Origin of the sequence: Pseudoalteromonas sp. A3 (assembly GCF_025942345.1) — a bacterium.
In the GTDB taxonomy this organism is placed as follows: domain Bacteria; phylum Pseudomonadota; class Gammaproteobacteria; order Enterobacterales; family Alteromonadaceae; genus Pseudoalteromonas; species Pseudoalteromonas atlantica.
Genome location: NZ_JAPCKL010000003.1, coordinates 398,630 through 418,862 on the forward strand (window position 1 = coordinate 398,630; position 20,233 = coordinate 418,862).

General features: G+C 37.5%; 12 protein-coding genes. 2 read left to right on the plus strand and 10 right to left on the minus strand.

Annotated elements, in window-relative coordinates; genetic code table 11:
- Positions 1 to 124: 124 nt before the first annotated feature.
- The 6 genes from OIZ54_RS07915 to OIZ54_RS07940 form a co-directional block, all read right to left on the minus strand.
- Positions 125 to 1,756 carry a glycosyltransferase family 2 protein gene (locus OIZ54_RS07915; protein WP_264390114.1) on the minus strand — a complete coding sequence of 544 codons (1,632 nt, stop codon included), beginning with the start codon at positions 1,754 to 1,756 and terminating at the stop codon, positions 125 to 127.
- 194 nt (positions 1,757 to 1,950) lie between these two features.
- Complete coding sequence (locus OIZ54_RS07920) at positions 1,951 to 3,153, minus strand: hypothetical protein (RefSeq protein WP_264390115.1); 1,203 nt, start codon at positions 3,151 to 3,153, stop codon at positions 1,951 to 1,953.
- Positions 3,153 to 4,250 (minus strand): glycosyltransferase family 61 protein, encoded by a 1,098-nt coding sequence (locus OIZ54_RS07925; RefSeq protein WP_264390116.1) that lies wholly within the window; start codon positions 4,248 to 4,250, stop codon positions 3,153 to 3,155. The genes OIZ54_RS07920 and OIZ54_RS07925 overlap by 1 nt, the downstream gene beginning before the upstream one ends.
- Positions 4,241 to 5,125: a hypothetical protein gene (locus OIZ54_RS07930; RefSeq protein WP_264390117.1), complete on the minus strand. Its 885-nt coding sequence runs from the start codon at positions 5,123 to 5,125 to the stop codon at positions 4,241 to 4,243. The genes OIZ54_RS07925 and OIZ54_RS07930 overlap by 10 nt, the downstream gene beginning before the upstream one ends.
- A gap of 6 nt (positions 5,126 to 5,131) precedes the next feature.
- The gene (locus OIZ54_RS07935; RefSeq protein WP_264390118.1) at positions 5,132 to 7,150 is read right to left on the minus strand and encodes a rhamnan synthesis F family protein; all 2,019 of its coding nucleotides are present in this window, start codon (positions 7,148 to 7,150) and stop codon (positions 5,132 to 5,134) included.
- Positions 7,150 to 8,217, minus strand: coding sequence for an HAD family hydrolase (locus tag OIZ54_RS07940; RefSeq protein ID WP_264390119.1), 1,068 nt, complete (start codon positions 8,215 to 8,217; stop codon positions 7,150 to 7,152). Before OIZ54_RS07940 ends, OIZ54_RS07935 begins: the two co-directional genes overlap by 1 nt.
- Before the next feature lie 317 nt (positions 8,218 to 8,534).
- On the opposite strand from OIZ54_RS07940, the gene OIZ54_RS07945 reads away from it, so the two are divergent.
- Positions 8,535 to 9,923 carry an MBL fold metallo-hydrolase RNA specificity domain-containing protein gene (locus OIZ54_RS07945; RefSeq protein ID WP_264390120.1) on the plus strand — a complete coding sequence of 463 codons (1,389 nt, stop codon included), beginning with the start codon at positions 8,535 to 8,537 and terminating at the stop codon, positions 9,921 to 9,923.
- Positions 9,924 to 10,434: 511 nt separating this feature from the next.
- Complete coding sequence (locus OIZ54_RS07950) at positions 10,435 to 11,946, plus strand: OmpA family protein (protein WP_264390121.1); 1,512 nt, start codon at positions 10,435 to 10,437, stop codon at positions 11,944 to 11,946.
- A 118-nt stretch (positions 11,947 to 12,064) separates the two neighbouring features.
- Here OIZ54_RS07950 and OIZ54_RS07955 read toward each other — a convergent pair whose 3' ends face one another.
- The 4 genes from OIZ54_RS07955 to rfbB all read right to left on the minus strand — a co-directional run bounded on the left by OIZ54_RS07955 (position 12,065) and on the right by rfbB (position 19,939).
- Positions 12,065 to 12,853: a sulfotransferase family protein gene (locus tag OIZ54_RS07955; RefSeq protein WP_264390122.1), complete on the minus strand. Its 789-nt coding sequence runs from the start codon at positions 12,851 to 12,853 to the stop codon at positions 12,065 to 12,067.
- A 1,142-nt stretch (positions 12,854 to 13,995) separates the two neighbouring features.
- Entirely contained in the window at positions 13,996 to 14,850 is an 855-nt protein-coding gene (locus tag OIZ54_RS07960) for a sulfotransferase domain-containing protein (RefSeq protein WP_264390123.1), read from the minus strand.
- Positions 14,851 to 14,861: 11 nt separating this feature from the next.
- A complete protein-coding gene (locus OIZ54_RS07965) occupies positions 14,862 to 18,851 on the minus strand; it encodes a glycosyltransferase (protein ID WP_264390124.1) in 3,990 nt (1,329 codons plus the stop codon).
- Positions 18,851 to 19,939, minus strand: a complete 1,089-nt coding sequence (gene rfbB, locus OIZ54_RS07970) for a dTDP-glucose 4,6-dehydratase (RefSeq protein ID WP_264390125.1) — start codon at positions 19,937 to 19,939, stop codon at positions 18,851 to 18,853. Before rfbB ends, OIZ54_RS07965 begins: the two co-directional genes overlap by 1 nt.
- Between the last annotated feature and the right edge of the window lie 294 nt (positions 19,940 to 20,233).

Below are 20,233 nucleotides of genomic sequence, written 5' to 3' on the forward strand. Positions count from 1 at the left end.
ATTATCTCTATAAAGTTAAAACAACCAAATAACAGTCATATATACTTAGCAATTCTGTCATTTTATCGCACTTTTATTTATGATTCAAAAAAACTATTAGTGAGTTATTTGCAACTAACAACACTTATTCAAAGGGTTTTATCGAAAAGTTTTCCCTACGAAGGGTTAAGTTTGGATTATAAGCAGGATCTGATAGTATCGTATCCTGCCATGTTGACTTTAAGTAATTTAGTTCATTTTCAAAGCGTTGAACTTTTTCAGGAGTATCTTCATAGCCTCTTGAAACCGATTCATGATGATACAAAACCGCTTCAGCACAATACAAGTTACGTCGTCCCAATTGCTGCACTTTTAGGCATAAATCAACATCATTAAAAGCAATCGCTAAGCTTTCTTCGTTTAAACCTTCAACCGCCCAAAAATCATTTTGTTTAATAAGCAAACATGCTGCAGTCACAGCACTATAATTTTGAGTAGCAATAAGTCTGTTCATATAGCCGTGGTGATCACCAGGAAAATATTTGTGTCCGTGCCCAGCACCACCTCCATAGCCCATTACTACACCTGCGTGTTGTATCCGTTTATCTGAATATAATAGCTTTGCACCTACACAACCTATATCTTCACGCATTACATGGCTAACCATATTTAAAAGCCAATCGGGTGTAATTACTTCAATATCATTATTAACTAAAGCGAGCACCTCTCCTTTGGCTTGCTTAGCAGCAAAGTTATTTATAGCGGAATAATTAAAAGGCTTATTATACGTTAATAGCGTGATCTTAGGGTGCTCACTTAGCTGATTAAAATAGCGTAGGGATTCACTATCGTCCGAATTATTATCTACTAATAATATTTCGTAATTAGTATATGTTGACTTATTTAAAATTGAATCAATACATGCTCGTACTAGCTCTTTAGCATTACAAGTAGGAATAATTATAGAAACAAGCGGTTTATAGTCTAAATGCCACCGTAAAGATAAAGTCGGCAAGTCATTGCTATTGTCTATTTCAGCCACTTTATTATATAAGGGTTCCAAAAATGCTTTTGCATTAGCAAAGCTAACAAAATTAGATGGCCTTGAAAGCATTACAAGCGGTATATGCTGTATTGTTAAAGGCAAATTATTTAAATAACAAAAAGCCAAATATTTAACCACATTAAATGCACTCAAAGAACCGCATACATCTGTAAAGTCAGCTAACGTTTTAACCCATAATCCTGAGTTAATATAACCCGCAGTTAATTGCAAATCAGGATTCCAATCAGGCTTAAAGTCTGGGTACTCTCGTTCGTGTTCATCATTAAGTGTATCAGTATCAAAGTAAGCTAAATCGCTCTTTGAATTTATATAGTGTGATAATGAAAACGTTAAATAGCAGTCAAGTTTATCGCCACTGTATATAATAAAACTAGCTTTGTTCTTACATTCACTTAACCGAGCATCTTCACTTAAATCAGACGTAATAATAAAATCAAATTTACAATGCTGTAATAAAAAACTAAGTAAGTTTTTTTCGTCATCGCCCCTACACCAAAAAACAATGGTAATAAAAGGAGTATGCTGATTTTTAATAGAATCAAGAGTTATAAGTAGCTCATTACTATCATATCGCTCAATACACACAAGCAATACAGTTTCATCGCGAATACTTATATCTATTTCTGTTAGCGCTGTTAGCTGAGCGTTTTGATGTTTCATATAAGCCAAGTAAGACGCTTTTTGCTCTTCTATAGTTTGTAGCTGATACATCAAACCGCTTTTATGTAAATTATTACTGTATGCTGCAACCAATTTAGGGTGTTTTTTAATACCTTCAACCCATGTATTAGGCGTATAGTTAATAATAAACTTAGCTAAATTTGCTATTAATTTTCTGACAAATTGCAATTAAGTAGTCCCGTAGCAATGAACGATAAAGACAGCCAGCTCAAACATCAACCTTATCAAGACGCTAGTAACGCTTTAATATAAGCCATTAAACTGAAGCGCACCTGAAGCAAGTTACACACATAGCCTCTGAAATCATTTTTTTTTGTATTTATTGTTTTCTCGCTGTTTACTATTAGCGTGGGGTAACGGCTGTAAATAGCATCTTTAGTGTATTGTATAAAACTGGGTAAAGCTTCTTTTGGCCGAACCGTTTCAAACAATGCAGCCACAAAAGGAAATCTATCCTCTACCTGTGGTTGAGCATAGACGCACAAAGCTAAACTTTTTAATAAAGCCCGATCTTGTGAGGCTATAAAATTAAATACATCTATACATTGCGCCTTAGAAACTTCTTGCTTAAAAAAGTGTTGATGGGGCTGCTTTTGTATTACAGCTATAAGCTCTTCTGCTTGCTCAAAAGGTGCTTGCTCTGCAAGCCTCTCTATCCAACGAATAGACTGCCTTTTATAGTCATTAAACTGATGCTTACCCACAAAAGTAAATTGCTTTATTCCTTTGTTATAAGCTTGCAGCACTCTGTCTAATCGGCCAGCATATTGACCTAACTCGTAATAATTAAAACATCGTTTAATTTCAAGTGCCTCTAAACAATATCCAGGGTTTATTCGCTCAGAGACCTGCACATCGTAATCAGTATTTTTGTTATTAAATACTACACTTAAAAAATCACATACAATGCTTTTTTTTACAAATAAATCGTCATGATAAGCTCGTAATGTAAGCTTTTTACCAAGCTGTTGCCCGTATTCTCCCAAGCGTTTTAGTGTGTGCATAGGTAGTGTTTCAGCCCTTTTTATAACCGCGGTATTACCATGGCGTTTAACTGACTGATTATAATGAGACTCGTGCAACTGAGCTGGGTTACGAACATACGCAATACATTGCGCATCAGGAATCGCTTTTATTAGTGCAGGTAAGCGGCTAAAAAAGAATTCTGAGCTTAATAACAATGTACTACAGTTAGCAGCTTGTGCTTTAGTTATTATGTCTTGCAGCTTCTTTGGGTTAAATACATAATCACCGTTATGCGCAGAAAAAACAGATAAAAAGTTACCCGAACTAATTCCGTTACTATCTTGCTGATGCTCGGGGTAATAGACCCCTTTAGCTAAAAGATAGCTGGCATGATCTTTCAGCCACTTTTGAATAGCAGACGTCCCCGTTTTAGGGGGGCCAATATGAATAATTGTTTTCATTAAAAATCTGTACGGTTAAATAAGCTTAAAAAGTTATTAACTCGCATATTTTCAGCATTTAATTTTAAATACGAGTTAACATAATCAAGCGTTGCTAAATTGGCCATTGAGCCATCCTCACGCTCAACTTGAACCGGTATATAATTAAGGCCACACGCTACACACAGCTTCCAAAATTCGTCCGACCAATGGCTAGAAAAAAGCTCAACCACGGTTGTACCTGGCCTACAAAATACTATATTAGCTAAACCGGCACCGTGCGGGGCAACAACAACATTTGCGGCTCTAAAAATTTTAGCATTTTGTTTTACCGTATTTTTCTCGCAATATATAGTATCAATACCAGCTAAATGTAGTTCGTTTATAAACTCGTTTTCATTTGTAATTATTCGTTTGCTACCTAAATTACGACTAATATACAAAGACGTACCAGCACTTATTGGTAAATTTGAAGAGAACGTCTCACGGATAAAATCAACAATCCAATCAGACGTATAAAGCGCATCCCTTGGCTCACTTACCGACACAAAACAACTACACTTTAATATCCTGTTATAGGCACTTCTGCCCTCTACTTTATTAAAGTCGATATTAAGAATCTCGAACGCTTCTTTAATGAAAGGCAAGTCTTTAAAATTAATAATTATTTTATCAAAAAAGTTTAAATCTATACCTAATGACTTAATAGCTTGCACTTTTGGTAACACGTCAAACAAAAAATGGCTATAAAACTTACCGCCCGGAGACGTTAAATCAAGCACCTTACACTTAGAATAGTCGGCATACTCTTTAGCAGCATTTAATTTATCAGCAGCTGCTTTATAGCTAAAGCCATTTACAACTTTACCGTGGCTTAAAAAACCTTTTTCTTCATCTAAACACGCCATAGCGTTGTTTGATGCAAAAACAGCAACCCCTTTTTGTTTAAATACATTGCCACGAAAACGGGCATGCTGAGAGACAGCCTCGGGTACTGCTACTGCCGGGTATTGAGCGCCCCTTTTTATTGTTATTTTTTCGCTTCTATTAATAATATCATCAATAATAAACTGACTATTTTTAGGTTTTGAGAGGCGTTTTAGTCGGTTTAAAAACACAAAATATCCCTACAAGGCTTTTGTGCAAACAGCTCATCTTGGCCTATAAACTCTTTAGCACAACGGCGATTTGGCCCTAAAAAGTGTGCATTTAAAGCCTGCAACTCACCTTTACTGAGCAAAAGGCGGGTAGGCTTTTTTGATTCTGGGTAGTCATTAATTTCAGCTATTAGCTCATCACGTATACGCGTGTATTGAGGTATATCGGTAACCCCCTTAGTACGCTCCTGCATGAGCATTAATGCACTTGTAGGTAAAGACTTATTTACAACAACATTGTCGTTAGTACTTTTAAGCTGAAGATCAAACAACCTCAAAAACGTCTCAACTACGCCATCGTCGTAATTAACCAGCCATATATTTTCTTTTCCTACCTTCGAAGCCCAACGATTAAGTTGCTGAAAGTAATTTAGTCGCGGAAAGTTATTCAACGCCATTTGAAAAAAACGCCCCTGATATCTTACTTGAGGATCTTTTACTAACTGATTAAATAACGATAAAAGTAAATCCGACTGACGCCTTACAGTGCCAATTACCACAACCTTTTTAAACTTTTTAACCCATTCCTGAAATCGAGGGTTATTAAAATAAAAAGGCGAAAGCTCACTAGAGATTAGTGCAGAATGACATTGATTAGCCCGTATCTCTTGCTCGAGTAAATCAAGTACTTCTGGTATTTTGTACTTTGCAGGGTAGCCATGAATAGGGGCAAAAGCTAAAGCAAAATGATGGTGCGCTTGGTCGTTCATTTGTAACAGCGTAGAATATAAAATCCCTTGTTGTTTTAGAGTCTCTTTTTGCAAATCTAACTGAAATTGCACTGCTGACGTACCGGTTTTAGACCAACCAATATGCAAATATAAAGTATCAAACATTAATTACTACTCACCTAAAAACCCAAAACGGCCAAAATCACTCACTAACACACCCCATTTAAGAATGTGTGCTTCGTTTAAACTTAATTCACCCACAAAAGGATTTACATACCCTGCGGCATGCCACTTATCGAGAGGGTTTAAAATATGTAAATTTTGCAGCCCAAAATCCCCTGGAATTTGTGCATCGGCTACAGCATTATCGCCCACATGTATAAAGCTCTGCCCCTCAGGCAAGCTTTCTTTTATATGTTGCCACAATGTACCATTGTCTTTACGCTTACCTAACTCACTTGAAACCAACAGCTCAAACCCCACGCTAACACCTACTTTTGCAAGCATAAGCGCCACTTGATTTTGTGTATAATACGTATCGGAGGCAACCGTTACTTGTTTGCCTGATAAAATTAAATGGTTAAACAAATCGACCATTTCATCTTTAGGCAAAATCATTTCTAAATCGTAGGCAAACTCTTGCTCTGCATAGCTATTAGCTTGCTCAACGGTCCAGTTATAACTACTAGCCAAATGTAAATACGTTTCAAAAATAGTTACATCGCCAACAAAGTTTTTTTGCTGCCTCACTTCAAACTCGGCATTGTTACGGGCTTTAACAAACTCGTGTTCATTTAAAACAATACCCTGCTCTACTAAATTTTTACCGAGCAACAGCTTAGCGTAGTCTGGCGCGTGATATTTGCGCCTTACTAATGTGTCAAACACGTCAAAACTAATATGTTCAAAACTATTAAGTTGATGAGTTAAGCCCTCAGCACTATTAACATACTGCGATAAAATAAAACTTTTATCATGGGTAAACTGACCCGAGGTAGGATAATAAAACAACTGTTGATAGCCATTTTTTTCTGCAAGAGAGCCGATTAAACGCTCAAGAGCGTGAAGCTCTGAGCCATCGTTAGGTAAGGGCTCTGCAGGAAAATCATCATAGTTGTATGACTTATTTAATAATTGCTTAAGTGCGTCAGGCCTTGCCCAAAACATACCACCAGCAGGGTAAGCTATAAAGTCATCCGCAAGCTCTATTTGCCACTCACCCGCCATTTTTTTAGCATGAGGTTTATTTTTAAGCCAGTGATTAACCCAATTAGGCATCATCCAAAACGAGGTTGGGTAATAAATTCCCGTACTTGGGTTATTATCAAAATGATTTAAAACTTGTTTAATAACATGCTGGTCTTTTAAAAGGTATTCGCCTAGGTAATCGGCCCATTGTGTTTGAGCGCGGCCAGAATAAAGCGATTTTTTAGAATGCATATGACAAAACAAATCGTAATTTTGTAAATCTTTAGCAAACTCAACAAGTAAAGGTCCAAAATTGCGCCCATGATTAGGCACAACTTTAACAGTTACCTTACTTACTTTTGGGCAGGCACTAAAAACATTTTGTGCTTTAGCTGCAAGCGTGTCACTCGCAACGCTTACAAATACATCCACCGATTGCTCGTATTTAGCTAAACAGCTGGCGTAATAATCTATAAACTCACCATAAAAAACATGAAAACACATGGCAATCTTTTTACTTTTTGGTGTGCCATCTGCGGTGGAGCTAATCGCTTTAGGGTGCCATTTACGAGCAGCAGGCATAGCTAAACGTCCTTCTGCTTGGCCATGTGCCATATAGTGCACTAATGCATGCTCGCCTTGTAAATAAATATCGGTATTACATTTATAATAAAGCTCAGTATCAAAGTTGGGGCTTGGGTTAACACAGCTAAATGTGCCCTTGTGTAAATAATCTTCAAAAGCTTCTTGTTCGCAGCTAAACACACGGCATTGATTAGCACTGTACCAATGACTATCAAACAAACCTTTAGCTTTAGCAGTCGTTAATAACATGGCTATTTTTTTTGGTGAATAATGTTTAAAACCAGCACTTCGTTTAACATACTGACGGGTTAATAGCCTACGCTCTACCCCTTTTGCAATCCTGAATAAAAAAGACTGTTTTTTAACAAAGTTAAATAAGCCAGGTGCTGTTTTTTTTATAAACTGTTTGTTAATCATTAACCTAAACCAAAAAATTGAATTGCATTTACGGTACCATTACCCGCCACATCGTCATCAATATCAAAAATGTGTCTCACCGCATGAGGGATCATATTAGGCTTAGCTAAATAGCCTTCTAATAGAGTTTCTAGCTCATTAGCTGTAAAACTAACTGCATACTGTGCATTGTGCTTACATAAATTTAATGCGCCCGCCATAACTTGCTCTAATAAGTGAAAGTAGCGCTGCGATGCAACCTTTCGCCCGTAATACATATCAAATTGTTTAGGGTTAAGAGTATTAAATTTAATGTCTCTAAACTGCCCGTTAGGTGCCGTTAGCAATGACTCTAAAAACATAGAACGGTCTAATGCTAAGTAACCATCTCCTAGTTTAACCCCCTCTTTTAAATAGCCTTGCATAAACGCGTTTGTGTTCGCTACTTTATGCGAGCCTGGGTTAGAAGAGATCAAATAATGCCCATGCGTATTTTTGTTAAGCAATATGCCTAACAAGCACTGAATGGTACCTGAGTAACCTAAATCGACTAAGTGCAGAGTATGTTGAGCGGTTACCTCTATTGACTTTAAATACGCTAAATAAGCACATTTTATAGGCGCAACCAATAAACCTATTTTATCGTGGTTATCAATTAATATAGCAATGACTTTGCTTTTATCTTTTTTTAAATCTATCTGCGTATTAAAAACGTGCTCGGTAAAAATGCTAGTAATTTCCGAGTCGCAAAGTAAAAAGCGAGTACGCATTAAATCATAAAATGTACCTGTAAAATTGCCTTTTAAAGAATACGCATAGCTTCGCTCATCACTAAGCAGCAGCTTGAATAAAAATGCACGCGACGCTAATAAATAATAGCTGTTACGCTGTTTGCCAGCGCCATTTAAATGCTGGTTATATGCTTGCTGTAACCAATAGCCTTCACGCGCTAAAAAATACAGTGGCTGGTCTGGCGGCTGGTTGTTTAATAGCCGTTGCGAAAAAAAGCTTAGTACTGGGCCTAAAAATACAGAGCCAAAGTTAGCAAAGCGAGGCTCACTTGTTGGCATTTCACAATTACTTAGCATAGTTTTAGTCCATACATATGTTTAAAAAGCGTTTAGCCGCACTATTTTATATACAGCTAAATTAACCGGCGGTGTATTGTAGGTTGCAATACAGCTTGAGTAAACTGCATTACTCCACACATAGGTAAATAACGATAGAAATGGGCCACCTAACTTTTTTAACACAAATAATGGCGTAAATTATATGCAAAATAAGCTTAATTTGCGCCCTCAAGCATTAGCCGCTACTTTTATGTAAGCTATATTATAATTACAACCTTCAGACTAACACCTCATAAACTAAGTAGGCAGCTTGGGTTAATTAAAAAAGGGAGACTATGCAAATTATTCACCACGGAGCGGTTAATGGCGTAACAGGGTCATGCCATGAGCTAGTAATTAACACCCACACTAGCATATTAATTGATTGTGGCCTCTTCCAAGGTGAAGACTCTAAAGCCGACTTATCAATAAAATTCAATACAACTAATATAAGTGCGTTAATAGTAACGCATTGCCATATTGACCATGTAGGGCGCATACCTTATTTATTAGCCGCTGGATTTACAGGCCCAATATTTACAACCTCTGCATCAGCAAGTTTGCTTCCTCTTGTAATTGAAGATGCCTTAAAAGTAGGTGTAACACGCGACCCAAAAATTATAAAAGCCTGTTTAAACTTACTACAAAAGCACATTGTAAAAGTTAACTTTAAAACATGGTTTACCCTTGCATGCAAAGGAGAGCAAAATGCAAAAGTAAGATTTCAGCGCGCTGGCCATATACTTGGCTCTGCATATGTAGAAGTAGACATTTCCAATAAAACCAATGTAAAGCAACCCAATAGCTCCCCCCATAGAGTGGTATTTTCAGGTGACTTAGGTGCTCCTTACACGCCCTTGTTACCAGCCCCAAAAGCTCCCTACAAAGCAGATACATTAGTAATTGAATCAACGTATGGAGATAAAAACCATCAAGGCCGAAAAGAGCGTACACACACATTAAAAAATATTATAGAACGTGCAGTTGCAGATAACGGCGTAGTATTAATACCTGCATTTAGTATTGGCCGTACACAGGAGCTACTTTACGAGCTAGAGCAGTTAATACATCAATCGGCTAAAGGCTCACCTTGGCGTAATATACACGTGATACTAGACTCACCTATGGCAGCCAACTTTACAGAGCAATATATTAAATTTAAACACTTATGGGACGCCGAGGCTAAACGCAAAGTAACCAAAGGCCGCCACCCGCTAGACTTTGAAAACCTAACCACGGTAGATACTCATAGCGAGCATATCGCTATTATTAATTATTTAGCCTCGCGCCAAACACCCGCCATTGTTTTAGCAGCTAGCGGCATGTGCAGCGGTGGGCGAATAGTTAATTACCTTGAGCGTTTTTTGGGCGACAAAACAACCGATGTATTATTTGTTGGCTACCAAGGACGCGGTACCCTAGGCCGCGAAATTCAAAAGTATGGCCCACGTAATGGGTATGTTTTTATAAACGATACGCGTATTACAATTAACGCACAGGTGCATACCATCAGCGGCTACAGCGCCCACGCCGATCAAAACGGCTTGGTTAATTTTGTCACCGGCATGCGTAAAAAGCCCAGCCATATAAAAATTGTGCATGGCGATGACAATGCAAAACGCACTTTAGCAAATAAGTATAAAGAGGTATTGGGCACTGAGGTTAAAATTGAGATAGGAAAGTAGCTTAACTCAACACATTTTTACCCCCAAGGGCACAGAGGCGCTTCGCGCTTCACCGAGCAGGTATTAGCGCTTCTCCTTCTCTTCTCCGTGTTCTCTGTGGTGATAATAATCTTTTAATCACTAAACCATTTCTACCACCGAGGGCACAGAGGCGCTTCGCGCTTCACCGAGAAGTTATTAGTTCTTCTCCTTCACTTCTCCGTGTTCTCTGTGGTGATAACAATCTTTTAATCACTAAACCATTTCTACCACCGAGGGCACCGAGGCGCTTCGCGCTTCACCGAGAAGTTATTAGTTCTTCTCCTCCTCTTCTCCGTGTTCTCTGTGGTGATAATAATCTTTTAATCACTAAACTATTTCTACCACCAAGGGTACCGAGGCGCTGCGCGCTACACTAAGATATTATTAGTGAATTACGCCAGCAAGTTAGTTGCCTACAAGATGTACTTTCCTTTACTTGTACCCGTAAATAATATAATTTTTATTTATTAAATTTTTAAGGAAGAGAATAATGAAAAAGGAACAATGCTCTGCACTCATGCTGTTATCGGGTTTATTTTTAGCCACACCTACAATAGCAAGTACAACCAACTTAGTTATAGATAAACTCCCTAACGCCAAACGCCTATCAAGTGCTTCATACGCTTATACACCCCTAGACATACTTATAAACACAAATAAAAAGCAATTTAAAACCCTTGAAGGGCAATACCATGTTTACTCTCAAAAAGTAGATGCCTCAGAGCAAATTAGTCACACCCATTACTTAACCGACATTAAACAAAAATTACAAAATGAGGGTTACACTGTGCCCGTATTTTGTTTAAAAGACTGCAATATAAAACCACTCAGAAACGCCATTGAAGAGGGCTTTAGATATAATAATTTGTATAAAATGAAATTAAGCAATGTAGAAAAAAATAGATTTGGCTTTTTAACAGCAATAAAACCAATCGACGGGCATGAGCAAGCTATTACTATTTTCGCACAAAATAATCGCTCAAATGATTTATTGGCTAGTTACGAACAACTAACCGAAATACCACTACCTAGCAGTGGTGTAAAAATAGCGAAAAACTTTGTTATTGAGCCACTCGACTATACAAGCTTAAAAGCCCCTAAAAAAGATACCAAAGGAACCTCAGACCATCCTTTAATTGAGCGTTTTCCTGGGAGTTATTTGGTGGGCTCTGCGGTTACCGATTTTGAATCGTACCCGTTAATAACTGGTAAGTATAAAAAAACCATACCCACTAAAAAAGTAGAGGGTAAAGTTACCACGGTTAATTACCGTATAGACAAAAAAGTAGGCCCCTACGCGGTATATAAAAATTATATGAATGCACTACAACAAGCAGGGTTTACCATTTTGCATAGCTGTAAGGCATCAACATGTGGCAACATGGTGTTACGCGATAACTTAAAAAATACCGTGTTTGTAAAAAACCATAAAAGTGACATATACAACATGAGTAAAAAAAGTCACTACTACCTTTTCACAGCAGAGAAAAAAGCCCCAGAAGGAAACATTTATACCTCTTTGTATAGCTTTCAACGTAGGGGCAGTGAAGAAGTAGAACTCGTTGTTGATATAATTGAAGAGCGCGAAATGAGTAAAGTGGCGCTAAATGTAGATGCCGACACCATAGGCAAACAAATTCAAAGTACTGGGAGCATATCGCTATATGGTATTGAGTTTGACTTTGACAGCCACACACTTAAGCCAAGTTCAAGTGAGCAACTTTCGCAAATAGCTGCATTTTTAAAACAAGCTAGCAATGTGAGTTTATACGTTGTTGGCCATACCGATAACAAAGGAGCCTACAGCTATAACCAAGACCTATCAGCACGCCGGGCTGCAGAGGTAGTAAAACAGCTTGTTAATAAATACCAAATAAAATCAAGCCGATTACACCCCGTAGGTGTAGGCCCTGTAGCGCCAGAGGCCATGAACGACACAGACCAAAACAGGCAAAAAAATCGCCGTGTAGAACTGGTATTAAAATCGCCAGAATATTTATAACTCGCTTTAAAAGTCGCGATTATAATAGCAAAAAGTCTTTATGGGCTTTGTAATGCCCATAAAGACTTTGGCAGGAAAGAAGTAAGACCTTTCGTTTTTGATAGCATGTATTTCATTATTAACTAAATAACAAATCTTCCTTATTACACTGCTTACTGTAAAGTGCTAAATCTTCCGCATACAGTTTTTTTACTAACTGTACTAGTTCTTCGGTATATAGTGCCTTATGGCTTGGGCATTTACCCGCACGTTTAAGTACAGCAATATCAAAGGCTGCTGTTTGGCTGTAGTTAGCATCGTTAAGCATTTCAAATTTGTCGGTGCCATGACCAGTTAAACTACGTGCATCAACCACGTTAAAATCGATTTTTTCATTTAATGTGACTATTGCCTTATCAAAATGCTCAAGGGCAAAGTAATCATCGTACTCTTTATAAAGTAAAAATTGGTTTTGCGGCTTCCAATGTATATTAGCCCCTTTCATGGGTGGTACAGCCAATGATTTTACAAATTGCTCAAAGGTTAAATCATCAAGGTTAACCTCGCGCTTTAGTAAATCTCGGTACTGCCACGCATCGGGCTCTTTAGCAACAAACTTATCTAAAAACACGCTTGCTAAACGTCTAAATGGGCAACGCAATACAACAAATTTATAGTGTGCTGTAGCTGCTTCTTTTAAAGTAGGCTTAAATGTTTGGTTATTAGCATGTATCCAATTACCTTGCTCAATACCGCTAATACAACCATTTGCAATTGCAACCGATAAGCGCAGTGTAGAGCAGCCATTTTTAGGTATAAAACTATATACGGCGTTACTATTAAACACCTGCATAGCATAGTTCATACAAAATTGATGCTGTCCGTTTTGATTTAAATTATTAAAATTGTTTGTGCTAAAATTAAACATAACTACCTGTATTCCTTGTTGATAAATACAATAAGTGTATTTTGCGATTTAGTTTTAACTTAATGCTTATAAATCTCTAAAAACTATTCCTAAGCCTTTTAAACTCAGCGCTTATACACTTATCTTTGTTTAAGCGTTCATTTAAACGCCCAATTACCTTTGAAACCGATAAATAGCGCCCAATATCAAACTTATCAGCAATCTTAAATAAAGTCGCTCCGGTTTAATCCTGGCACAGTTTAATAGCAAAACTTCTTGGTATATTTCGCCCCTTAACCCCACCAAATACTTTGTGCAAGGGCTCCGGCAGCCACATTAAAAAAGCCAGCTACTTTTATCATCAATATCATACCTTGCCACTATAAATTGCGTTTCGCTATTCGTGGTTAAAAAATTACCTTTTACCCACTTAATAAAAATCACTGCCAAGCATCGACAACTGCTTTTTAGCACCATAAAACGCTGCAACTTCTTCGTTTAACTCGCCCTCTACAAATAGTTTATAAGCTACTATGTTTTAGCGTTTATTCTGCAATGCAAAGGTAAAGATTTTATAAAACCAAGGAGGCGTTTTGCATTTATTTAAAAACATCGGATAACTTGTCCACTTATAATCAACCAGTTCGTTGACCATAAGGGTGCTACTTTCTATTGGGTTGCGGTGAATATAGCGGCTACATATGATAAGTAGTTATCTGCATCAACCAGTATTGCTTTGTAACGACCACTAAATAAAACACCGCCTTAATGGTAAATACGGTTAAACCACTGTTTATATAGCCATTAATATGCTTCATTACTTTGCCTAAATTCGCATCAGGCATTTTTGTCAATATATGCTAATGAATTGCCATTAAGCAATAGGCATGTATTTCGCAGTTAAATCGCTGGGTGGCAAGTTCTATACAATAAAGAAACTGCTTATAATCTCGCGCCGACAAAAATATATTTTCACGCCCTCTAAAACGGTTCATAACAGGATAAAAAGCGTTTTCATATTCAATTCTGAGTGGGCTAGCTATAGCAGCAACTTTAAACGTTATAATTGCTTAAAAGTAGAGACCGCTATGTCTTAAGTCAAGATTTGATCCAGCAGATCCCCACAGTCTTGGATTGGTCCATTGGCCCTGTGTAGTTTTTAACTAATAAGTTTTATAGCCAACATTTTTTAGTTCTTGTCCTATATTCTCTATAAAAATAGATTTTAGCTCGTCGCTTAGCTCTTTTTCCCACCTTAGATTAGACGAATCACCTTCCTTAGTTGTAAGGTGTTGTTTAACATTAGACCTATTTCCTAAAACAAAATCATAATCCAACTCACTACCTAGCCATTTAGATAGCCTTTTAGTCTCGTTATATGGCTCTTTTATAATATCTTCATATTTAATTTTAAATCTACGTTCGTCTTCTTCAATACTTGAAAAATGATGTAAATATTGCTTAAAACCAACACATAGCTCACGAATAAAATCGGCTTCAGACTGCTTTTCTTTCCAGCCAAAACCCAAGAAGTCCCTTTTCTTGTTAAACTCTCGGATAGAAATAAAAATATCCCTAGGATCCCTAATTAAAAATATATTTTTACAAAGTGCAATATTGTTATAATTTTCAATTGCTTGCGGCGTTGCTTTTTCGGGGTAATAAATACACTCTTCATTTAAACATTTTTCTTTACTAATGATCATATCAAAAAGGGTGTTTAAAAATCTTTTCCTTAATTCATTCGATAAGTTTTTTTTATCAAATATTTCGATGTCATTGTATGGTATAGGACCAAGTAAATTATTACCTTCAGATATTAATGAATCATTTGTCCATGTAGATAGTGGATCATTTCCTATAATAGAGGCAGCTTTGTCAAAGTAGGAAAGATACCTGTTTTCATATGGGTACTTATTGTCTACATATACATTTTTGCCTGATGAAAGTAATTGCATCATAAGCGTGCTACCACATCGCCCATGTATTAATCTTAAGAAAATAGGTATTTTCTTCATATTTCTTCCCTTTATAAAAATAATGATTCTTGAATTAGTTTACTATAGTTTTTTACCATAGACTCATAGTTAGGTAGACGTTTTAAGTGATACTTCGCGCCAGTAATTAATGATTTTCTTTTCGGTGTGTTAATTATAATCTTACTTAGTTTTATTGATAACTCTTCTACATCCCCTGGCCCATAGAACAGTGCACTCACTTCATCTTTAACTTGCTCAGCAATGCCAAATACTGGCGTAGTGACAATGGCTAGGCCACAATGCATCGCTTCTTGAATAACACGCGGAAAACTCTCAATACGAGAACAACATACAAAAATATCTGCTGCCGCATAATATAAACCTACATCTCGTGTTTCTGGAATTATAGCTATTTTCTTTTGTCGCTCTGCAGGCAGCTTTTTATATGCTTCATGCAGAGTATCACTATAATCTGATTTACGATCACCTATTACAGCAAATCGAGAACCTACTACAGTTTCATCTTCCAATAGTTCGATAGCTTTAATAAGGTCTACTTGTCCTTTTCTCTCACAAACTGTGCCAACTATAATAGTGTAGATCTCATTGCCTTTAAGGTTCAATTTAGCACGCGCTTCATCACGGGTGTAAGGTACACGTTCTGACATCAGTTCATCATCAAAGCCATTATAAATAACCGAGTAATTCTGTTTAAGTGCATACGGTTGATATATGTTCTTAGTTGCTTCAGAGACGAAAACAACTTGATAAGCATGCCCGAGACAAGCTTTCGCAGCGTTTATAGCAACTTCCCCCCATTCAGAAATATGACTAAATGGAGTTTCACTTTCATGAATAATCCAGACACTCGATATACCTAACTTTTCTGCTACATCCACTCCCCAAAAACAAAGGATAGTGTTAGCAAAAATGACATCGATATTATACTTATTTAACCAGTTAGTAATTAAATTTATACGATTAAAATAGTCAAACTGGATACCAGCTAATACTTCTGGTGGAATTATCGCAACCTCAATTCCTAGCTCTTCAACTTGCTTTCGTAAAGGGCCGTCTTGAGGGCTGATAAATAGAGGTTCAATGCCTTTTGACTCTTTTAACCCTGCTGCGATATCTAATAACTGAATTGGCGCACCTTCTAAATTTAGGTTGTGGGAGAAAAATGCAACTTTTTTATTGCTCAGATCACCTTCGTCATCTATGAAAGTACGCCCTTTAGCATTAAAGGTTTCATGGCTATTTACTAAGTTAGGGTTGTAGTATTTCTCCTTGAAATTTTTATATTTATTAACAAATGCAACTTCTTCTTTAGGGTTATCTTTATACCCACGTGATTTACCTTCATAGTGGTACAATTCTGCTGTTGGAGCATAAACAACACGTTTGCCACTTTCTAAAATTCTATAACACAAATCAACATCATTGTAAGCAACAGCAAAGTTCTTTTCGTCAAACTGACCTAGTGAATTAAAATCATCTCTTCTCATTAATAAGCATGCTGCTGTAACACATGAATAATTCCTAAGTACTTTTGCAAACCCCATATAGCCACCATCATAGTCTGCTAAATGCTTTAAAGAGTGGCCCGGTAATCCGTGATGTAAATCATGTAATACACCAGCATGTTGTACAGTATTATCAGGGTATAAAAGTCTAGCCCCTACTGCCCCAACCCCGTCAATTTGAAGGTAGCCAACCATTTGACTTAACCAATTCGGGGTTATTACCTCGGTATCATTATTCAGAAACAGTACAAGCTCTTCTTTGACTTTATTTACTGCTTGGTTATTTACGTAGGCATAACTGAAACCAGATTTTTTATTCTTAATATCAAAAACGGTATGCTCAGTTTGTTCAAATAGCGCTAGCGCGCTTTCTTCATCAGACTCGTTATTGACTATATAAACTTTAAAGTTTTTGTATGTTGTTTTTTCTAGAGATACGAGTAAACGTTTAGTAATTTCAGCTTGATTTTTTGTCGGTATTATAAGGGCAACACTTGGCCCATTATCACCAAAAGCATGACTATAAACACCACACCCTGCTTGCTCTGCCCATTCTGGCTGATAGGCCTTGGCAGGAATACCGCGCCTATCCAATGCGTCTTGTACAGCATTAATACCAGCAACAAAACTATAGTGTTTTTCGTTACCACTTGCAGCAGTTGAGCCAGGTAGTACTCTCCAATGATACAATACTTTAGGGATGTGACCTACGTGCCTTGCTTTTTCTGTGACTCTTAAAGCAAGATCATAATCTTGGGATCCTTCATAACCTAAGCGCGTTCCACCCACTTTTTTATATAGCTCAGTACGCACTGTAAAAATGTGGCACATGTACATGTAGGATAGTAATAACTCAGGAGACCATTCAGGTTTAAATTGGGGTGCAAATCGATTACCTTTTGGATCGTTTTTATCATCATCGGTATAAATTACATCTGACTCAGGGTTTGCATCAATATAAAGGGCAATTTCAGCTAAGGCATCAGGTGTAATTTCATCATCTTGATCCATGAAAACTAGAAAGTCACCGGTTGCTAGTTCTGCGGCACTATTAGTGGCTGCGCTAATGTGGCCATTTTCTTCTCTGAAACATATTTTGACTTGGTCATTATTTTTTGAATACTCTTCTAAAAAATGTTTCAAGTTAGGATCTGTACTACAGTCATCGGCAATACATAGCTCCCAGTTCCCATAAACTTGCTCTTCTATAGTTTTTAGAGCTAGCTTAAAAAACTTCATCGGAGGATTATAGACAGGCATGATAATACTGAGCTTAGGGAGCTTTTTATTTGATAATTTTTGTTTCAAAGCCCAGAAATGTTGGGAATTCCATTTATTCGCTTCACACCATGTTTGATAATGATCCTTCTTGGTTAATACCGGCTTACTGGCTTTAGTCTCAAAGCTTGTACGCGGTAAGTCTGAAATAGGCCTTTTTTCGCTTTCCCCCCAAAGTACAAAGTGTGTAAGCAAACTACCTTCAAAGTCCTTCAGATCCTGATTATTTTCTAAGTATACTCTTGGGTTGAAAAGAGGCTGGGGTTTACGGCCCTCACTTTCACCTATGATTAAATAATGATAAAAAGGATTTATACCATTTTCAGCCACATCTGGGTTAGTCGCTAAATAATAACAAATATTAAAGTGAGGGTTTGGATTTTTACCTTTTGAGGCCCCCTTGATAATAAAATCATAGAGCTTATTTGCGTGACATATTTCATCTGGATCTAACTGGCTAAAGTAATAACCTTCATCCCACAAATGCGACTCCTCTATCACTTTTGCTATATCCGCAATAGGAAGCTCACCAATAACTTTTACAGCGGTAAGTAGAGTGCTACTTTTTATTGTAATTGTTTTTTGCTCTATAACCGCATCACTGTCTTCTTTTTTAAATACAGCTTTTAATAATAAGCTATCTTTTAAAAACCAATGGGGCTTAATATAGCTACCATTTACAATATGGCTAAAACCACAACAGGTATTTTCTACTAAATCAGCTAGGTCGGTACGTTCGACATTGCACGGGCTACTCGTTATATGCTCGTGTTCAATATAGAGCTCAACATAATCGGCTTCATCACACCAGCCTGCTATAGAGCTTTCAATAAGCCCATCAAAACTATATCGGGTAACAGTAGACGGAATTTTAAAATGTAATTGTTCAGCTAACTGCTCGACACTTACTATACATTCGGCTACCTCATCAATATGCCCATTTATTATAAATTCGGCTTTCATAACAAGTGTTGTAAGGTGGCGCCATTCTTTTTTTATTTCAGCCTTAGTTAACGCGTAGTTAAAACTTGCGTTTGGATTAGATAAAACGCCTTCTAAATCTTGCCTAAAATCTTTGCAAGGTACCTCTGCTAACTTTTCACCTGCTAAAGAAATTATTACTGTATCGGCATTCTGAGCCCAACCTTTTAGTTGGCCATCAACTAAGCCATCAACAAATACGGCTGGTAAATCAACGTTAAAAGTTGGCTTTATTGTTTTATTACGCTTGAACACTACTTAGCTCCTAATAATGGGCCCCACCAGGCTTCGTTATCTAAATACCAATTTAATGTTTTGGCAAAACCTGTTTCAAAGCTCTCTGCGGGTACATAACCCAGTTCGTCATTTGTTTTGGTTGCATCAATGGCATAGCGGCGGTCGTGCCCTGCGCGATCTTCAACATAAGTAATTAATTGCTCAACATTATTTGCTATGGCCGATTTAGCATTCGGAAAGCGCTTTGCAAGTTCTGGGTTTGTAGCAAACTTTTCACCCATTACTTTGCACACGAGTTTAACTATATCTATATTGGCCCATTCGTTGTTGCCACCAATGTTGTAGTTTTCACCAATGCGGCCCTTTTGTAGCACTAGCTCTATACCACGAGCGTGGTCTTCTACGTATAGCCAGTCGCGAATTTGCTGGCCATCGCCATACACTGGCAGTGGCTTGTCGTTTAAAATATTAGTAACAATTAAAGGAATTAACTTTTCAGGAAAGTGGTACGGCCCGTAGTTGTTTGAGCAGTTTGATGTTGTTACCTCAAGCCCATACGTATGGTGGTAGGCGCGTACTAAGTGATCGCTTGCCGCTTTTGATGCAGAATAGGGTGAATTTGGTGCGTAGGCAGTTTCTTCGGTAAAGGCTGGATCGGTTGCACTTAGTGTACCGTATACTTCATCGGTACTCACGTGGTGAAAACGGTGCGCTAAAGGGGCTTTACCCGCGGCTTTTGGCTCATCTATCCACTTTTTTTTAGCTGCTTTTAATAAGCTGTATGTACCCAGTATGTTTGTTTCTATAAAGGCATCTGGCCCGGTTATTGAGCGATCAACATGTGACTCGGCAGCAAAATGCACTATGGTGTTTAATTGGTGCGTGTCGATTAAGTTTTCTATTAATGCAGTATCGCAAATATCACCATGTACAAAGGTCATATTTGGGTTGTTTTCTACTAGGTCAAGGTTGGCTTTGTTACCTGCATAGGTAAGGGCATCAAGCACAATTACTTTGTCTTGTGGATGGTTTGCAAGCCAGTAATGTACAAAATTGGCACCTATAAACCCTGCACCACCGGTTACTAATAGATTTTTTACTGTCATTTATTTTTCCATTTAAATTGGTTTTACAGCCCTGCGTAATCACTACAAGTAGTAAGCTGCAAGACTACACATTATTCAATAATACTTATTTTACTCGCCTAAAGAGTGAGGCTTATAACTCTCTCAATAAGCATTTTTATTACAGAGAATTGGTAACGCCAGCAAGCTGCGCGTCTACAAGTAACAATTACTTCTTTTTCACTTCTGCGTGTTCTCTGTGGTGATAAAATCACTTTCGTTGTTTATTTAAAAACAAATTTACCACCGAGAGCACCGAGGCGCTGCGCGCTTCAC